The 15693-nt window shown below is 69.4% G+C and carries 13 protein-coding genes and 1 tRNA gene; 3 read left to right on the forward strand and 11 right to left on the reverse strand.

Translation table 11 applies throughout. The features are described 5' to 3' along the window. Window positions 1-70: 70 nt before the first annotated feature. From FHS00_RS02495 to guaB, 3 genes are all read right to left on the reverse strand, one after another. On the reverse strand, window positions 71-2347 hold the full coding sequence (locus FHS00_RS02495) for an ATP-binding response regulator (RefSeq protein ID WP_183469753.1): 2277 nt from the start codon (window positions 2345-2347) through the stop codon (window positions 71-73). Window positions 2348-2437: 90 nt separating this feature from the next. Beyond that, window positions 2438-3601, reverse strand: coding sequence for an RsmB/NOP family class I SAM-dependent RNA methyltransferase (locus FHS00_RS02500; protein WP_183469531.1), 1164 nt, complete (start codon window positions 3599-3601; stop codon window positions 2438-2440). Window positions 3602-3623: 22 nt separating this feature from the next. Next, window positions 3624-5072 carry an IMP dehydrogenase gene (gene guaB / locus FHS00_RS02505; RefSeq protein WP_183469533.1) on the reverse strand — a complete coding sequence of 483 codons (1449 nt, stop codon included), beginning with the start codon at window positions 5070-5072 and terminating at the stop codon, window positions 3624-3626. Between the two features lie 180 nt (window positions 5073-5252). Between guaB and FHS00_RS02510 the strand changes: the two genes are divergently transcribed. The 3 genes from FHS00_RS02510 (at window position 5253) to FHS00_RS02520 (ending at window position 7814) form a co-directional block, all read left to right on the forward strand. Beyond that, window positions 5253-7301, forward strand: a complete 2049-nt coding sequence (locus FHS00_RS02510) for an ASKHA domain-containing protein (RefSeq protein ID WP_183469535.1) — start codon at window positions 5253-5255, stop codon at window positions 7299-7301. Window positions 7302-7354: 53 nt separating this feature from the next. Further along, a tRNA-Gly gene (locus tag FHS00_RS02515) sits at window positions 7355-7428 on the forward strand. Window positions 7429-7466: 38 nt separating this feature from the next. Further along, complete coding sequence (locus FHS00_RS02520) at window positions 7467-7814, forward strand: RidA family protein (RefSeq protein WP_183469537.1); 348 nt, start codon at window positions 7467-7469, stop codon at window positions 7812-7814. A 143-nt stretch (window positions 7815-7957) separates the two neighbouring features. Here FHS00_RS02520 and pgi read toward each other — a convergent pair whose 3' ends face one another. From pgi to FHS00_RS02560, 8 genes are all read right to left on the reverse strand, one after another. Next, on the reverse strand, window positions 7958-9559 hold the full coding sequence (pgi, locus tag FHS00_RS02525; protein WP_183469539.1) for a glucose-6-phosphate isomerase: 1602 nt from the start codon (window positions 9557-9559) through the stop codon (window positions 7958-7960). A gap of 1 nt (window position 9560) precedes the next feature. Next, entirely contained in the window at window positions 9561-10232 is a 672-nt protein-coding gene (gene pgl / locus FHS00_RS02530) for a 6-phosphogluconolactonase (RefSeq protein ID WP_183469541.1), read from the reverse strand. A 28-nt stretch (window positions 10233-10260) separates the two neighbouring features. Beyond that, window positions 10261-11712 (reverse strand): glucose-6-phosphate dehydrogenase, encoded by a 1452-nt coding sequence (zwf, locus tag FHS00_RS02535; RefSeq protein ID WP_183469543.1) that lies wholly within the window; start codon window positions 11710-11712, stop codon window positions 10261-10263. A gap of 127 nt (window positions 11713-11839) precedes the next feature. Further along, window positions 11840-12424, reverse strand: coding sequence for an HNH endonuclease (locus FHS00_RS02540; RefSeq protein ID WP_183469546.1), 585 nt, complete (start codon window positions 12422-12424; stop codon window positions 11840-11842). Window positions 12425-12610: 186 nt separating this feature from the next. Continuing rightward, window positions 12611-13279 (reverse strand): alpha/beta hydrolase, encoded by a 669-nt coding sequence (locus FHS00_RS02545; RefSeq protein WP_183469548.1) that lies wholly within the window; start codon window positions 13277-13279, stop codon window positions 12611-12613. Then, window positions 13276-13920: a DNA-3-methyladenine glycosylase family protein gene (locus FHS00_RS02550; RefSeq protein ID WP_183469549.1), complete on the reverse strand. Its 645-nt coding sequence runs from the start codon at window positions 13918-13920 to the stop codon at window positions 13276-13278. The genes FHS00_RS02545 and FHS00_RS02550 overlap by 4 nt, the downstream gene beginning before the upstream one ends. Further along, on the reverse strand, window positions 13902-14633 hold the full coding sequence (locus FHS00_RS02555) for a cobalt-precorrin-6A reductase (protein ID WP_183469551.1): 732 nt from the start codon (window positions 14631-14633) through the stop codon (window positions 13902-13904). Before FHS00_RS02555 ends, FHS00_RS02550 begins: the two co-directional genes overlap by 19 nt. Next, a complete protein-coding gene (locus FHS00_RS02560; protein ID WP_183469553.1) occupies window positions 14630-15679 on the reverse strand; it encodes a cobalt-precorrin-5B (C(1))-methyltransferase in 1050 nt (349 codons plus the stop codon). Before FHS00_RS02560 ends, FHS00_RS02555 begins: the two co-directional genes overlap by 4 nt. Window positions 15680-15693: the final 14 nt, after the last annotated feature.

Genomic DNA, 15693 nt, shown 5'->3' on the forward strand with positions numbered 1-15693 from the left:
CCTGCCCCGGTGCCTGAACAGCACTGGGGCTACCCTCGCAGCCCAGCAATGTGCCGCCTCGATCCCGGCCTCAGCAGGCAATCCGCGTTTGCACAGTCGTGGCCAGGTCGGTCAGCGAGAATGGCTTCGGCAGGAACACTGAGTTCGGAATCTCGGCCTGCTGCTCGGCGAAGGTGTCCTCGGCATAGCCCGAGACGAACACCACCTGGGTGTCGGGCCGTTCGACCAGCGCCTCGCGTACCCAGGTTGGCCCATCCTTGCCCGGCATGATCACGTCGGTGACGAAGATATCCACTTTCAGCGCCGGGTCGGACAGGATCGACAGCGCGGCGTCGGCGTCCTCGGCCTCGATCACGGTCAGCCCCCGCAGCCGCAGCGCCCGCGCCGCAAAGGCGCGCACCGGGGCCTCGTCCTCGACCAGAAGGACCACCCCGTCGCTGCGGCGGGTGATGGGTTTGGGGGGCTCGGGAGTGGTGGTGCCGACGCTCTCGGGCGCGGCATCGCGTCCCGGCAGCAGCAGGGTGAAGCAGCTTCCGCGCTCTGGCTCGCTGTCGACGAAGATGTAGCCGCCGCTCTGCTTCACGATGCCATAGGCGGTCGAAAGGCCGAGCCCCGTGCCCTCGCCCGGGCGCTTCGTGGTGTAGAAGGGCTCGAACACCTTGGGCAGCTTCTCGGCCGGGATACCGCAGCCTTGGTCGGTTACCCGGATCCGCACCCATAGTCCGGCCGGCACGACTGCCCGATCGCGTTCGAGTGGTCGTTCGAGATCGAAATTGTCGGTCTCGACCTGGATCTCGCCCCCCTCGGGCATGGCATCGCGAGCATTGACCACGAGGTTCATCACCACCTGTTCGAGATGGCGCCGGTCGGCGCGGACCTGGCACAGATCCGGGTCATGGTTGAGCGTGAGCACCACTTTCTCCCCCACCAGCCGATTGAGCAGATGTGTCAAATCGGACAGCGTGTCGCGCAGGTCGATCTGCTCGAACATCAGGTTCTGCTTGCGCGAATAGGCAAGGAGCTGGCCGACGAGGCTGGCGGCGCGATTGGCGTTCTGGTGGATCTGTATCAGGTCACCGTAATCCTGGTCGTCCTTGTCGTGGCGCAGCAGCAGCAGGTCGCAATGCCCCGAGATGGCGGTGAGCAGGTTATTGAAATCATGCGCGACGCCGCCGGCGAGCTGGCCGATCGCCTGCATCTTCTGGGCCTGCACGAACTGCGCTTCGAGCGATTTGTACTCGGTCGCGTCGTGTAGCACTGCGACCAGGCACCCCTCCTCGTCCGGCTCACCCAGCGTGACCTGCAGCACCCGGTCCTGCCGGGATCCGCGTCCCTTGAGAAATTGCGGGCCCGGCACGGCGCGCCCCTCCGCCGCCTCGGCGAGCCAATCGATGAGCGGACGCCCCAGCCCTTCGAGAAGGTCCGACAGCCTTGCCCCGGGCTCCGCTGCCGGCAGCAGCGTCCTTGCGGCACGGTTCGCGCCGAGCAATTGCCCCTGCCGATCCAGACGCAGCAGCGGGACCGGCAGGATCTCGACCTCGCTCCAACCGGCGCCGCCGGAGCGCGCGGGCGACAGCGGTGGCAGCAGGTAGATCTCCCTCCGGCCTCCCGCCGCCGGGATCTCGGCCACCAGCGTGTCGACGGGGCCGGAGACGCCGTTCACCTGCTGCACCTGCCCCGGTGCGACCGGCATCCGCTCGAACACCGCCTCGAGCGTACGCGCCCGGCCACCGATCAGCGCCCGGCAGGCCCCGTTCATGTAAAGGATCGTGCCCGAAGGCCCGGCCGTGAGCATCGGCAGGCCGAGAGCGTCGGCGGCGCGTCCGGTGCCCGGACGCTCGGACAGATCCTCGACCCGCCACAGATAGGTCCCCGCGCCCAGCCCGCTGACGGTGATGCGCAGATGGCCCCTGCGGGTCGCCACCATGTCCTGCGCCGAGCCTTCGCGCATCGCCCTCTGGCGCAGACGGGTCAGCGTGCGGCCGGGCGCCGCGAAATGCTGCGAGAGCGCGGTCGTCAGGCTGCCGCCGCGCCCGCCGAAGCGCTGCGCCGCGGCCGGGTTGCAGTCGAGGATCGCACCCTGCGCGTCGCTCAGGAAGCCGGGGACCATGTCCGGCCCGAGGATGCGCTGCCCGAGCCGGACCATCTGACGGCGTCGCCGCAGCCGGTCGAGTCGTCGCAGCGCGAACATCGCGGCGACGCAGGCCAGCGTCGAGCCGACCAGCAACAGCGACAGCGCCATGTAGCCGTCAGGCGTGAGCGCCGCCCCGGCCAACGACAGCGTCGCCGCGCCCAGGATCGAAGCCAATTGCCCCGGGCTCGGCAGGGCCACGCCCTCGTCGGACATGCCCGCCGGCAGATCGATTTCGACCACCTCACCCTCCTCGGATGCCAATGCATCCAGAAGGGGCCAAAATGCCTAACGCCCGGTAAAGAGCTAAGTGGGGGTTCGTTCGAACCGCACGAGGAAGAACCCGTCGCCGTTGGGCCCCGGCAACCATTGGGCGCGATCGGCCAGCCGCCAGCCGGGATTGCGACGCAGGAACGTCTCTGCCTGCGCGTCGTTCTCGGCGCGCAGCACCGAACAGGTCGCGTAGGCGAGGATGCCATCGGCGGCCACCGACACCGCCGCATGATCGAGGATTTCTGCCTGCAGAGCGACCAGCGCGGCCAGCCCCGCCGGGTCGAGCCGCCATTTGCCGTCGGGGTCACGCCGCCAGGTGCCGCTGCCGGAACAGGGCGCGTCGACCAGAACGAGATCGGCCTTTCGCTCGCCCACCCGCTCGATCACGTCGATGCGCACCCCGGCGCGCTCCGCCCGGGCCGGTATGTCGTGCATTCGGGTGGGATTGGCGTCATGTGCCGCCACTTCGATCCGCGCCCGCGCAGCCAGCGCCAGCGCTTTGCCGCCGCCGCCCGCGCAGAAGTCGAGCACGCGCTGCCCGTCGCGCAACGGCAGTCGCAGCATCGCCGCCTGCGAGGCGGCGTCCTGCAACTCCACGAGGCCATCGGCATAGGCGCGGCTCCGCGCCACGGCACGGCCGCCGGACACCACTTGCAGCGCGTCTGCGACGTCGCGATGGGCCACCGCCTCGACCCCATCGGCCGCGAGGCTCGCGATCGCAGCCGCCTGATCACCACGGCGAGGATTGACCCGCAGGAACACCGGCGCTCGGTCGCGCAACGCCTGCGCCGCGTCCGGCCCGGCTTCGCCCAGATCCTCGAGGAAGCAGTCCCAGAGCCAGTCCGGCAGATCATGCGCCACGGCCGGCGCCGCCGGCTCGGCGGGCAGGTGCATTTCATGAGCGTCTAGCACGGCAGGGGCGTGGTCGCGCCCGGTGAACAGTGTTTCCGGCTCGACCCCTTGCTGGCGCAGCAGGCCGATCATGATGCCACGTCCGGTTTCGGCGCCACCCGCATGCGCGGCGGACCGGCGGCGACGCCAGCCGTCGAAGACATGGTCGCGCACCGCCGCGCGGTCCTTCGACCCCGCGAAGCGGCTTGCGCGCGACCAGCGCAGCAACGCCTTCTCCACCGGCATCCCCGACAGGCAGTTATCGAGCACGCCGATCGCGGCGGCGACCCGCGCCGCCGGGGTCATGGAAGCCTCTCCGCCACCCGCCTCACCCGATCCGGTAGTTCGGGCTCTCGCGTGTGATCTGCACGTCGTGCACGTGGCTTTCCTTGAGGCCGGCGCCGGTGATCTTCACGAAGTTGCAGTTGCCGCGCATCGAGTCGACGGTCGGATGGCCGGTATAGCCCATCGCCGCGCGCAGGCCGCCGACCAACTGATGGATCACCGCTGCTGCCGTGCCCTTGTAGGGCACCTGCCCCTCGATGCCCTCGGGCACCAGCTTGTCGGAGGCCGCGTCCTTCTGGAAGTAGCGGTCGGCCGAGCCACGGGCCATGGCGCCGAGGCTGCCCATGCCACGATAGGATTTGAAGGTCCGGCCCTGGTAGAGGATCACCTCGCCCGGGCTTTCGTCGGTGCCCGCGATCATCGAGCCGACCATGGCGCAGGAGGCGCCCGCGGCGATCGCCTTGGCGAAATCGCCCGAGAACTTGATACCGCCATCGGCGATCACCGGCACGTCGCCGGCGGCCTGCGCGCAATCAATGATCGCAGTTAGCTGCGGCACGCCGACGCCGGCCACCATCCGCGTGGTGCAGATCGAACCCGGCCCGATGCCGACCTTGACCGCGTCCGCGCCAGCGCCGATCAGCGCGCGCGTCGCCTCGCCGGTCGCGACGTTGCCGGCGATCACCTGCACGTCGCCCGCCTCGCGCTTGAGCCGCTCGACCGCCTTGGCAACGCCTTCGGAATGGCCATGCGCGGTATCGATCACCACGATGTCGACGCCGGCATCGACCAGCGCCATGGAGCGCTCGAACCCGGCATCGCCCACGGTCGAGGCGGCGGCGACGCGCAGACGGCCGAGCCGGTCCTTGCAGGCCGAGGGGTTGAGCACCGCCTGCTCGCTGTCCTTGAGCGTCAGGAGACCGGTCAGGCGGCCCTCCTTGTCGGTGACGAGCAGCTTCTCGATCCGCCGCTCCTTCATCAGGTTGCGCGCCACGTCGAGATCGGCGGGCTCGGTCAGCATGGCGAGATTGTCGGCGGTCATCATCGCCTTGACCGGGGTCGCGTCATCGGCGGCGAAGCGCATGTCGCGGTTGGTGACGATGCCGACCACGCGGCCTTCGCCGTCGACCACCGGGAAGCCGGTGATGGAGTATTGCTCCATCAGCTTGCGCGCATCGGCCAGCGTCTGCTCGGGGCGCAGCGTGATCGGGTTGTAGACCGTGCCCGAGACGAAACGCTTGACCTGGCGGATCTGCTCGGCCTGCTCGTCGACGGTGAAGTTGCGGTGCACCACGCCGATGCCGCCCGACTGGGCCATGCAGATCGCCATGCGCGCCTCGGTCACGGTGTCCATCGCGCTCGACAGGAGCGGGATGTTCATCGCGATCTCGCGCGTCACCTTGGTGCGTGTGTCGGCCGTGGACGGCAGGACGCTCGATGCTGCGGGAACCAGCAGGACGTCATCGAAGGTCAGAGCCTCGCGAATCTCCATCGGGACCACTCCTTTGGGATGCTTCGTTTGGCACGTCCCTATCGCACCGATCTTCCCGGGGGGAAAGGGAGAAAGCGGCGCGTCGCTTTGGCGTCGCCACCTGCCGCCCGCGCACCCTTTCCCTCGGGGCGCAATCGCCTATGGTCCGCGCAAACGACCGCCGCCCTCGAAAGGCCCGCCATGACCCAGGACCCGCTCGTCATCTTCACCCCCTCGGGCAAGCGCGGCCGGGTGCCCGCCGGCACCACCGTGCTGACCGCCGCACGCCGCCTCGGCGTCGATCTCGACAGCGTCTGCGGCGGGCGCGGCATCTGCTCCAAGTGCCAAATCAGCCCCGGCAAGGGTCGGTTCGACAAGCATGGCGTGACCGTGGCCGAGGATGCGCTGAGCGGCATCAACGCCGTCGAAGAGCGCTATGACCGGATCCGCGGGCTCAAGCCTGGCCGCCGGCTCGGCTGCCAGGCGCAGATCTGCTCTGACGTGGTGCTCGACGTGCCGCCCGAGAGCCAAGTGCACCGGCAGGTCGTGCGCAAGAACGCCGATGCCCGCCCGATCGAGATGGACCCGGCGACGCGGCGCTATTTCGTCTCGGTGCCCGAGCCTGACATGCACGAGCCGCGCGGCGACTTGGAGCGCCTGATCGAGGCGCTGGCGGGGCAATGGCGGATCGAAGGCGCGACGGCCGCCCCTGCCGTGCTGGCCAAGCTGCAGCAGGCGCTCAGGAAGGGCGAATGGGAGGTGACGCTCGCCGTGCATCAGGGCGCGGAGACGGAGCCGCCGCGCATCGTCGACCTCTGGCCCGGCTTTCGCGACGCGCCGCTCTGGGGTCTCGCCATCGATCTCGGCTCGACCACCATCGCCGCGCATCTGACCTCGCTCGAGGATGGCCATGTCGAGGCCTCGGCCGGAATCATGAATCCGCAGATCCGGTTCGGCGAAGACCTGATGAGCCGGGTCAGCTACTCGATGATGAACGAGGGCGGCGCCGCCGAGATGACCACGGCAGTCCGCGCCGCCATTGACGATCTGGCGCGCGGGCTGGCCGAAGAGGCGGGCATCGAACCGCGCGACATCGTCGAGGCGGTATTCGTCTGCAACCCGGTGATGCACCACCTGCTGCTGGGGATCGACCCGGTCGAACTGGGCCAGGCGCCCTTCGCGCTGGCCACCTCAGACGCGGTCTCCCTGCCTGCCCGCGACCTCGACCTCGGGGCGATCAATGCAGGCGCGCAGGTCTACGCGCTGCCCTGCATCGCGGGCCATGTCGGCGCCGACGCGGCCGCGGTGGCGCTGTCGGAACGGCCGGACCAGTCGGACGATCTGGTGCTGATCGTCGATGTCGGCACCAATGCCGAGCTGTTGCTTGGCGACCGGGCCCGGGTGCTGGCCTGCTCCTCGCCCACCGGTCCGGCCTTCGAGGGCGCGCAGATCTCGAGCGGGCAGCGCGCCGCGCCGGGCGCGATCGAGGCGATCCGCATCGACCCCGAGACCAAGGCGCCGCGCTTCCGCGTGATCGGCTGCGACAAGTGGTCGGACGAGGACGGCTTCTGGGAGGCGGTCGGACCGGGCGGCGTCACCGGCATCTGCGGCTCGGGGATCATCGAGGCGGTGGCCGAGATGCGCATCGCGGGTCTCGTCGACGCGCGCGGCCTGATCGGCTCGGCCGAGCAGACCGGCACCAACCGGATGATCGCCGAAGGCCGGACCCATGCCTATCTGATCCATGACGGCGCGGAGGCCGGCGGGCCGCGCATCACCGTGACCCAAGGCGACATCCGCGCGATTCAGCTCGCCAAGTCGGCGCTTTATGCGGGCGCGCGGTTGCTGATGGACGAGCGCGGCGTCGAGGCAGTCGACCGGGTGGTGCTGGCCGGGGCCTTCGGCGCGCATATCAGCCCCAAGCACGCCCTCGTTCTGGGGATGATTCCCGACGTGCCGGTCGAGCGCGTGACCAGCGCGGGCAACGCCGCCGGGACCGGGGCGCGGATCGCGCTGTGCTCGCGCGCAGCGCGGCGCGAGGTCGAGGTGCTGGTCCGCGAGATCACCAAGGTCGAGACCGCGATCGAGCCGCGTTTCCAGGAGCATTTCGTCGCCGCCAATGCCATCCCGCATGCCACTGCGCCCTTTGCCGGGCTGCGGGCGACACAGCCCCTGCCGGAGCCTTCCTTCAACGCCAGTGGCGGCGGCGAGGGCGGTGGCGGGCGCCGGCGGCGGCGGGCGCGCGACTGAGCGATCGCCGCTTGACGAGGGCGGTCGGCGCGGCTACCTCGGGGCCAGAGCGCGCGGGTATGGTGAAAAGGTATCACGAAAGCTTCCCAAGCTTCAGTTACGGGTTCGATTCCCGTTACCCGCTCCATCCCCTCCCGCCTGCATATATCCGAGGGGAAACCAGACATGGCCGATATCAAGCGCATCGAATCCAACGCCCGCATGAGCGCGGCGGTTGTCCATAACGGCATCGCCTATCTTGCCGGTCAGATCGGCACGCCGGGCAACGACGCCCGCACCCAGACCCGCGAAATCCTGGCCGAGATCGACCGGCTGCTCGGCCTCGCCGGCACCGACAAGACCAAGCTGCTGACCGCGCAGATCTGGCTCTCCGACATGGCGTTCTTCGCCGACATGAACGCCGAGTGGGAGCCCTGGGTCGCCGAGGGCTGTGCCCCGGCCCGCTGGACCGGCGAAGCCAAGCTCGCCACGCCCGAGCACCTCGTCGAAATCATCGTCACCGCCGCGATCTGACACGTCGCCCGTCCCGCGCCCACCAGCCGGCGCGGGACGGGCTTGGACAGGGCGCTTCGCTTCTGAACGAGAAAGGGGGCGGCACGCTTTGGCGGCCGCCCCTTTTTCGTTGCCTCGCAGGGCGCTCAGGCGCCCTTCTGCGGTCAGGCGCCGTTGGCGCGCAGGAAGCCCACCAGCTGTGCGGTGGAGCCATCCTTGTCGTCGGCGCTCCGCTCGCCATCGACGATCGGCTGCAGCGCGGTCGCGAGCTCCTTGCCCAGCTCCACGCCCCACTGGTCGTAGGAGTTGATGCCAAGTACCACGCCTTCGACGAAGACCCGGTGCTCGTAGAGCGCGATGATCTTGCCCAGCGTCTCGGGATCGAGCTTCGGATAAGCCAGCGTGGTCGAGGGGCGGTTGCCCGGGAACACGCGATGCTTGGCCTGACGCTCCAGCTCGGCGCCTTCGAACTTGCCCGCGACCTTGCTACGCGCCTCGTCGAAATCGCGGCCCTTCATCAGCGCCTCGGACTGCGCGAGGCAGTTGGCGATCAGCAGACGATGCTGGTGCTCCAGCCCCTCCTCGTGCCCCTCGGCGGCGACGAGGAACTCGCAAGGCACGACCCGCGTGCCCTGGTGGATCAGCTGGTAGAAGGCGTGCTGGCCGTTGGTGCCGGGCTCGCCCCAGACCACCGGGCCGCTCTCAAAGCCGAGATCCTCGCCATCCATCGAGACCCGCTTGCCGTTGCTCTCCATCTCGAGTTGCTGGAGATAGGCGGGCAGACGCGCAAGGCGGTTGTCATAGGGCAGCACGGCGCGGGTCGCGTGGCCCAGCACCTGACTGTGCCAGATCCCGACCAGCGCCAGCATCGCCGGCATGTTTTCCTGCCAGGAAGCGGCACGGAAATGCGTGTCCATTGCCTGACCACCGCGCAGGAAGGCGCGGAATGCCTCCGGCCCGATGCCGATCATCAGCGACAGCCCGATCGGGCCCCACATCGAGTAGCGCCCGCCGACCCAGTCGGCAAAGCCGAAGACACGTTCCGGCGCGATGCCGAAATCGGCGGTCTTGTCGGCGGCGGTCGACAGCGCGGCGAATTGCGCGCCGGTATCGGAGACCACCTCGCCCATCCACGCCTTGGCGGTGCGGGCGTTGGTCATCGTCTCGATGGTGGTAAAGGTCTTGGAGGCGACGATCACCAGCGTGGTCGCCGGGTCGCAGGCCGAGAGCGTGTCGTGAATGTCGGCCGGGTCGACATTCGAGACGAAATGCAGCCGCGGCCCGTCGTGATAGGGCCTGAGCGCGATCGCGGCCATGGCCGGCCCGAGATCCGAGCCGCCGATGCCGATGTTGATCACGTCGGTGATCGCGCCGCCCTGCCCTTGGTACTCGCCCGAGCGCACGGCGCGGGCAAAGCCTTCCATGCGCTCCAGCGTGTCGAGCACCTCGGGCATCACGTCCTGCCCCTCCACCGTCACCGCCGCGCCGTCGAGGTTGCGCAGGGCCGTGTGCAGCACGGCGCGGCCTTCGGTCTCGTTGATTGGCGTGCCCGAGAACATCGCCTCGCGGCGGCCCGCCACGTCGCGCGCGTCCAAGAGCGCGATCAGTGCGTCGCGGGTCTCGGCGTCGATGTTGGTCTTGGCGTAGTCGAACAACATGCCCAGCGCGCTGACCGAGAAGTCGCGCGCGCGGTTCGGGTCCTCGAACAGCGTCTCGATCCGGCGCTCGGCAATGGCCGCGCCCCTGCTCTTCAGATCATCCCACATCTCAGCTCTCCGCCCAATGCACGGTCGCGCCCTTGAGGACGGCCGCCACCGGCGCCTCCTCGGGGCTCAGCCCCTGCGCTTTTTCCAACGCGGCGCGCTTCTCGGCGCCGATGATCACGATATGGCGGCGCATCGCGTCGTTCAGCACCTTGGCCGACAGCGTGATGCGCGGCTCGGGCGCGCCGGGTGCGCGCATCGCCACCAGCGTCGCGTCGCCGTTGAGCGCCGCGTCGAGCTGGTCGGCGCCGGGAAAGATCGAGGCGGTGTGCATGTCAGCACCCATGCCGAGCAGCACCACCGACAGCGGCAGATGCGGCGCCAGCGCCTCCTGCAGCGCGTCGAGCTTTTCCTCGGGACGCTCGGCCGGGGCGTAGAGCGGCAGGTAATGCGCGGCCGCGGCGGCGCCGGTGAACAGCCGCCGCTTGAGCAGGCCGGTGTTCGACCGCTCGCTGTCCTCGGGCACCCAACGCTCGTCGGTGAGCATCACGTGCACCTTGTCCCAATCGAGCCCGATCGCCGAGAGCGTGTCGAAGATCGGCCCCGGCGTGGTGCCGCCGGGCACCGCGAGGCTGGCACGTCCATCGGCGGCGATCGCCGCACGCAGCTCGCTCGCCAGCCGGTCGGCGAGGTCGATCATCATCATCTCGGAATCGGCGTATTCGACGAATTCCATCGCGGGTTCCTTTCGGTCTCTCGGGGCCTCAGCCCTTGATCTCGCGCCAGCGGCGGCCGTCGCGATGCATCAGCATCATCGCGTCCTCGGGCCCGGCGCTGCCGGCGTCATAGAGCTTGGGTACGTCGTTGCGCGCCTCCCAGCCCTCGATGATCGGGTCGGTCCAGGCCCAGGCGGCCTCGACCTCGTCGCCGCGCATGAACAGCGTCTGGTTGCCACGGATCACATCCATGATCAGCCGCTCATAGGCGTCGGGCGCGTCCTGGTCGGGGCCCAGCGCGTCGGCAAAGGTCATATCGAGCGGCACGTCGACGAGGCGCATGCCGCCCGGGCCCGGCTCCTTGATCGTCACCTGCAGGTCCATCCCCTCGTTCGGCTGCAGCCGGATCGACAGGATGTTGCGGTGCCGGGCGGTGTCGCCCTCGAAGATGGTATGGCCGAGATCCTTGAAGACCACGGCGATCTCGGAGGAGCGCGCTTTCATGCGCTTGCCGGTGCGGATGTAGAACGGCACCTTGGCCCAGCGCCAGTTGGCGATGTGGCACTTGAGCGCGAGGAAGCTCTCGGTGAAGCTGCGCGGGTTCTCGGCGTCCTCGCGGTAGGAGGGGCCCTCGGCGGACGCCTCGTATTGGCCGCGCACGATCTGGTGCGGCTCGACGGGCTGCAGCGCGCGGATCACCTTGAGCTTCTCGTCGCGGACGGTGTCGGCGTCGTAGATCGAGGGCGGCTCCATCGCGATCAGGCACAGCAGCTGCATCAGGTGGTTCTGCACCATGTCGCGCATCGCGCCCGACTTGTCGTAGTAGCTGCCGCGTCCGGTGACGCCCACGGTCTCGGCCACGGTGATCTGGATGTGGTCGATGTAATGCGAGTTCCAGAGCGGCTCGAACAGCACGTTGCCAAAGCGCACGGCCATCAGGTTCTGAACCGTTTCCTTGCCGAGATAATGGTCGATCCGGTAGATCTGGCTCTCGTCGAAATGCTCGGCCAGCGTCGCGTTGAGCGCCTTGGCGGAGGCGAGGTCGCGGCCGAAGGGCTTTTCGACCACGATCCGGCTCGAGGCGTCGGCGATGCCGTGCTGGTGCAGCCGCTCGGCCAGCGCGCCGAAGAGCGAGGGCGCGACCGAGAAGTAGAAGGCCCGGATCACGCCGTCGCGCATCAGATCGCGCAGCTGGTGCCAGCCGCCCTCGCCTGTGGCGTCGATCGCGACGTAGTGCAGCCGCTCGACGAAGGCGTCGATGCCCGCCGTGTCCTGCTTTTCCTCGGAGCCGAACTCGGCGATCGCCTCGCGGATCATCTGCCGGTAGCCCGCATCGTCCATCTCGGAACGCGCGGCGCCGATGATGCGCGCCTCGGCCGGCATCTGGCCGGAGCGGAAGCGGCGGAATAGGCCCGGCAGGATCTTGCGCCGGGCAAGGTCGCCGGTGCCGCCGAAAATGACGAGGTCGAAGCTGTCGACCGGGATGACGCGCGATACCATGGCTGTCTCCGTCTGGGCGGCCGCTGGGGCCGTGCAGTTAGCGCTAACGCCGCCCTCTTAACGGCGGCTTCGCGCGCAGTCTAGGCATCGGCGTCGACACCGCAACCCGATCGACCCTTCGGCGGGTTCAGGCTTCGAGTTCGGCATCCCAGTAGAGGTAGTCGACCCAGCTCGCATGGAGATGGTTCGGGGGGAAGCGGCGTCCGCTGTCGCGCAGCTCCTCCGCACCCGGGCGGCGCGGCGGCCGCTTGAGGCTCAGCCCCGACTGGCGCAGGCTCTTGGATCCCTTGCGCAAATTGCAGCGCGCGCAGGCGGCGACGACGTTTTCCCAACTCGTCACCCCGCCCCGCGCCCGCGGGATCACGTGGTCGAAGGTCAGGTCCCCGCGCGCGCCGCAGTACTGGCAGCAGAAACCGTCCCTCAAAAAAAGATTGAAGCGCGTGAATGCCACGCGCTTCTGGGGTTTGACGAAATCTCTGAGGACCACGACCGAGGGTATTCGGATCACCGTGGAGGGCGAATGCACCACCGCGTCGTATTCGGCGACGATATCGACCCGGTCGAGGAACACGGCCTTGATCGCTTCCTGCCAAGGCCACAACGACAGCGGGTAGTAGGAGAGCGGCCGGAAATCCGCGTTGAGCACCAGCGCCGGATGCTGCCGGAGTGCAACGGGATCGCGCACGAACTCGGTTCTGAAATCGCCTTGCATGATGAGTCCGTCCTCACTCTCGCAGCCCGTGCCGGACGACCAGAGCGGGAGCCCCGCTCCTGCCGTATCTCGACTATATATGGCGGCTCGAGTCTGACAAGTCTCAAGGTCGTGGTGCCGCCGCGATCAGCATGACCGCGCCGGGTGACAGCGATATGACGAAGACGGGGCGCGGACGCCCGGTTTTCAGGCGATGCCGAGACGTTCGCGCATGAAGGCCAGCGCCACTTCGAGCCCGTCAGGGGCGATTCCATGGGCCGTGCCCTTCATCACATGCGCGTATAGATCGGTCCAACCGGCTTCCTGCAGCGCCTGCGCGGCCTCGGGCAGCGATTGCGGCGGCACCACCTCGTCCATGTCGCCATGCACCAGTAGGATCGGCAGCCGATTCTGCACCTCGTCGGCCAGAAGCTCGGGCTCGAGCAGCCGCCCCGAGAAGGCCACCAGACCGGCGATCGGATCCTCGCGGCGCGGCAGCACGTGCAGCGCCATCATCGTGCCTTGGGAGAAGCCCACGACCATCACCTGTTCAGGCAGCAGGTCCTCGTCGACCATGACGCCATCGAGAAAGGCGTTGAGATCCTCGGCGGCGCGCTGGAGGCCCTGGCGGCTCTCCTCCTCGCTCGATCCGTCGATCCACGGGATCGGGAACCACTGGAAGCCCATCGGCGCGCCGATGCAGGCCTCAGGCGCATCGGGCGCGAGGAACAGCGTGTCCGGCATGTGCTCGGCCAGCGGCTCGGCCAGCCCCAGTAGGTCGGCACCGTTGGCGCCGTAACCATGCAGGAAAATCACCGCCGAGCGCATCTCGCCGCTGAGCGGCTCCACCCGGCCCGATTGCAATGCGCGCGTCATAGGATTCCTTCCCTGCCCTTAACGTGGTGGTAGTATTCCCACAGCCCCCGCGCCGCAACCGCGCGCCAGGGCGACCATTGCAGGGCGATCTCGCGCAGCGCACGCTCCTTGGGGCGCTCCTCTAGACCCAGCAGATGCCGCGCCCCCTCCTGCAGCGCCAGATCGCCCGGCGCGAAGACATCCGCCCTCCCCAGCGCGAACATGGCATAGATCTCGGCGGTCCAGACACCGACGCCGGTGACGGCGGTGAGGGTCGAGACAACCTCTTGCGTCGGCGCGCGCCGCAATCCGTCGAAATCGATTCCCGACGCCGCCAAGGCCCGCAGGTAGCGCATCTTCTGGCGGGACAGTCCGCAAGCTCGCAGCGCCTCGTCCTCGGCAGTGGCGATGGTTTCCGGCCGCATCAGGTCGGCCGCCTCCAGCCGCCCACGGATCGCGCGGGCCGAGGCGGTCGAAACCTGCTGGCTGACGATCGCCGAGGCGAGCTGCGAAAAGCCGTCGGGCGTGCGGCGCAGCGGCAGCGGCCCGGTGATCTCCAGAAGCCGCCCGAAATGATCGGTGTTGGCCGCGAGCCAGGCCGCGCCCTCGGCCACGTCCTCCTCATGCGTGATGATCCGTTCCGTCACAGCCCCTCCGCCCATTGCAATGCCGCCTCCACCGTCTCGACCACGCGCGCCCCTTCGGGCGGCGGCGGCCGGTCGAGCAGCACGACCTTCACGCCCAGCGCCCGCGCCGCGTCGAGCTTGGCGCGGCCGTCCTCGCCGCCCGAATCCTTGGTCGCCAGCACGTCCACCCCCATCAGCGACAGCAGCGCCGTCTCGTCCGCGAGGGTAAAGGGTGGGCGCGAGACCACCCATTGCCCCTGCTCGAAGGGGAACGGCCCCGGCGCCGGATCGATCCTGCGACACAGCACCCGCCGCCCATCGAGCCCGGCGAAGGCCGCGAGCCGTTGCGGTCCCGTGGCAAGAAAGACGGTTGCGCCGCGCGGCACATGCTGCGCCAGTTCCGCCTCGCGCGCGATCCGGGTCCAGTCGTCGCCGGGACCCGGCGTCCAGCCGGGCCGCAGCACGAGCAGATACGGCACGCCGTCCTCGCGGCAAATCCGGGCGGTGCGCGCCGTGATGTGCTCGGCGAAGGGATGCGTGGCATCGATCACGGCGGTGATGCCATGGTCGCGCAGCGCCGCGCGGAACCCCTCCTCACCGCCGAAGCCACCCGTCCGCACCGGCACGCCCGGATCGAGCGGCCGCCGCGTGCGGCCTGCCAGCGAGGCCAGGACCGGCAGGCGCCGCGCGGCGAGACCGGCCGCGATCTCGCGCCCTTCGCGCGTGCCGGCGAGCACGAGCAGCGTCACGAGGCGCGACCCAATATCGCGCCCGCCCGGTCGATCACCACTACGTCGAAGCGGATCCGGCTGCCGTCATGGGCCGTGCCGAACCGCTCGGTCACCCGCGCCAGCGCCGTCTCGGCGACGCGCTGGCCGAGCTCGGGCGCGAGTCGCGATGCCTCCAGCGCGGTGTTGGCCGCCGCGATGCCCGGCACCCCCGCCAGCTCGGCCAGCGCCGCGAAATCGACCTGACTGCGCGAAGAATGCAGGTCCACCGCGCCTTGCGCGAGCTTGGTGATCTTGCCGATCCCGCCGCCGACGGTGACGCGGGGCACCGGGTGCTTGGCCAGGTATTTCAGCATCCCCCCCGCGAAATCCCCCATGTCGAGCATCGCGTGATCGGGCAGGCCGTGCAGCGACTGGACGACCTTTTCGGAGGTCGCACCGGTGCAGCCCGCCACATGGCCGAGCCCCGCGGCCCGCGCGACATCGACGCCGCGCTGGATCGAAGCGATCCAGGCCGCGCAGGAAAATGGGCGGACGATGCCGGTGGTGCCGAGGATCGACAGCCCGCCGGTAATGCCCAGGCGCGGGTTCCATGTCCGCGCCGCCAGTTCCGCGCCGCCGGGCACGGAGATGGTGATCTCGATATCCGGCGCGCGGGCCTGTTCGGCGGCCAGCTCGGCCACGACCTCCTCCATCATCGCGCGCGGCACCGGATTGATCGCAGGCTCGCCCGGCGGGATCGGCAGGCCGGGCCTCGTTACCATTCCCACGCCCTCGCCCGCTTGGAAGGTCACGCCGCCCGGCGCGCCGCGCACCCGCGCGACGATCAGCGCGCCATGGGTCACGTCCGGGTCGTCCCCGGCATCCTTGACGATGCCCGCCTCGGCCCAGCCCTCGCCCTCGGCGCGATGGGTCACGGCGAAGACGGGGGTTTCGCCGCGTGGAAGCGTAATCGAGACCTGCTCCGGCCAATCGCCGCCCCATAGCCGGATCAGCGCCGCACGCGTGGCGGCGGCGGCGCAGGCACCGGTGGTCCAGCCGCGTCGAAGGGGGGCGGTCTCGCTCATGACGGCGACATTAG

This window comes from Limimaricola variabilis (assembly GCF_014195545.1).
GTDB lineage: Bacteria > Pseudomonadota > Alphaproteobacteria > Rhodobacterales > Rhodobacteraceae > Limimaricola > Limimaricola variabilis.

What these genes read in the sequence shown, in the direction of transcription:
- FHS00_RS02495 (WP_183469753.1), bottom strand. Translation starts at nt 2,347, where the DNA reads ATGTCCGACGAGGGCGTGGCCCTGCCGAGCCCGGGGCAATTGGCTTCG.
- FHS00_RS02550 (WP_183469549.1), bottom strand. Translation starts at nt 13,920, where the DNA reads ATGGGCGGAGGGGCTGTGACGGAACGGATCATCACGCATGAGGAGGAC.
- FHS00_RS02510 (WP_183469535.1), top strand. Translation starts at nt 5,253, where the DNA reads ATGACCCAGGACCCGCTCGTCATCTTCACCCCCTCGGGCAAGCGCGGC.
- FHS00_RS02520 (WP_183469537.1), top strand. Translation starts at nt 7,467, where the DNA reads ATGGCCGATATCAAGCGCATCGAATCCAACGCCCGCATGAGCGCGGCG.
- pgl (WP_183469541.1), bottom strand. Translation starts at nt 10,232, where the DNA reads ATGGAATTCGTCGAATACGCCGATTCCGAGATGATGATGATCGACCTC.
- FHS00_RS02545 (WP_183469548.1), bottom strand. Translation starts at nt 13,279, where the DNA reads ATGACGCGCGCATTGCAATCGGGCCGGGTGGAGCCGCTCAGCGGCGAG.
- FHS00_RS02500 (WP_183469531.1), bottom strand. Translation starts at nt 3,601, where the DNA reads ATGACCCCGGCGGCGCGGGTCGCCGCCGCGATCGGCGTGCTCGATAAC.
- zwf (WP_183469543.1), bottom strand. Translation starts at nt 11,712, where the DNA reads ATGGTATCGCGCGTCATCCCGGTCGACAGCTTCGACCTCGTCATTTTC.
- pgi (WP_183469539.1), bottom strand. Translation starts at nt 9,559, where the DNA reads ATGTGGGATGATCTGAAGAGCAGGGGCGCGGCCATTGCCGAGCGCCGG.
- guaB (WP_183469533.1), bottom strand. Translation starts at nt 5,072, where the DNA reads ATGGAGATTCGCGAGGCTCTGACCTTCGATGACGTCCTGCTGGTTCCC.
- FHS00_RS02540 (WP_183469546.1), bottom strand. Translation starts at nt 12,424, where the DNA reads ATGCAAGGCGATTTCAGAACCGAGTTCGTGCGCGATCCCGTTGCACTC.
- FHS00_RS02560 (WP_183469553.1), bottom strand. Translation starts at nt 15,679, where the DNA reads ATGAGCGAGACCGCCCCCCTTCGACGCGGCTGGACCACCGGTGCCTGC.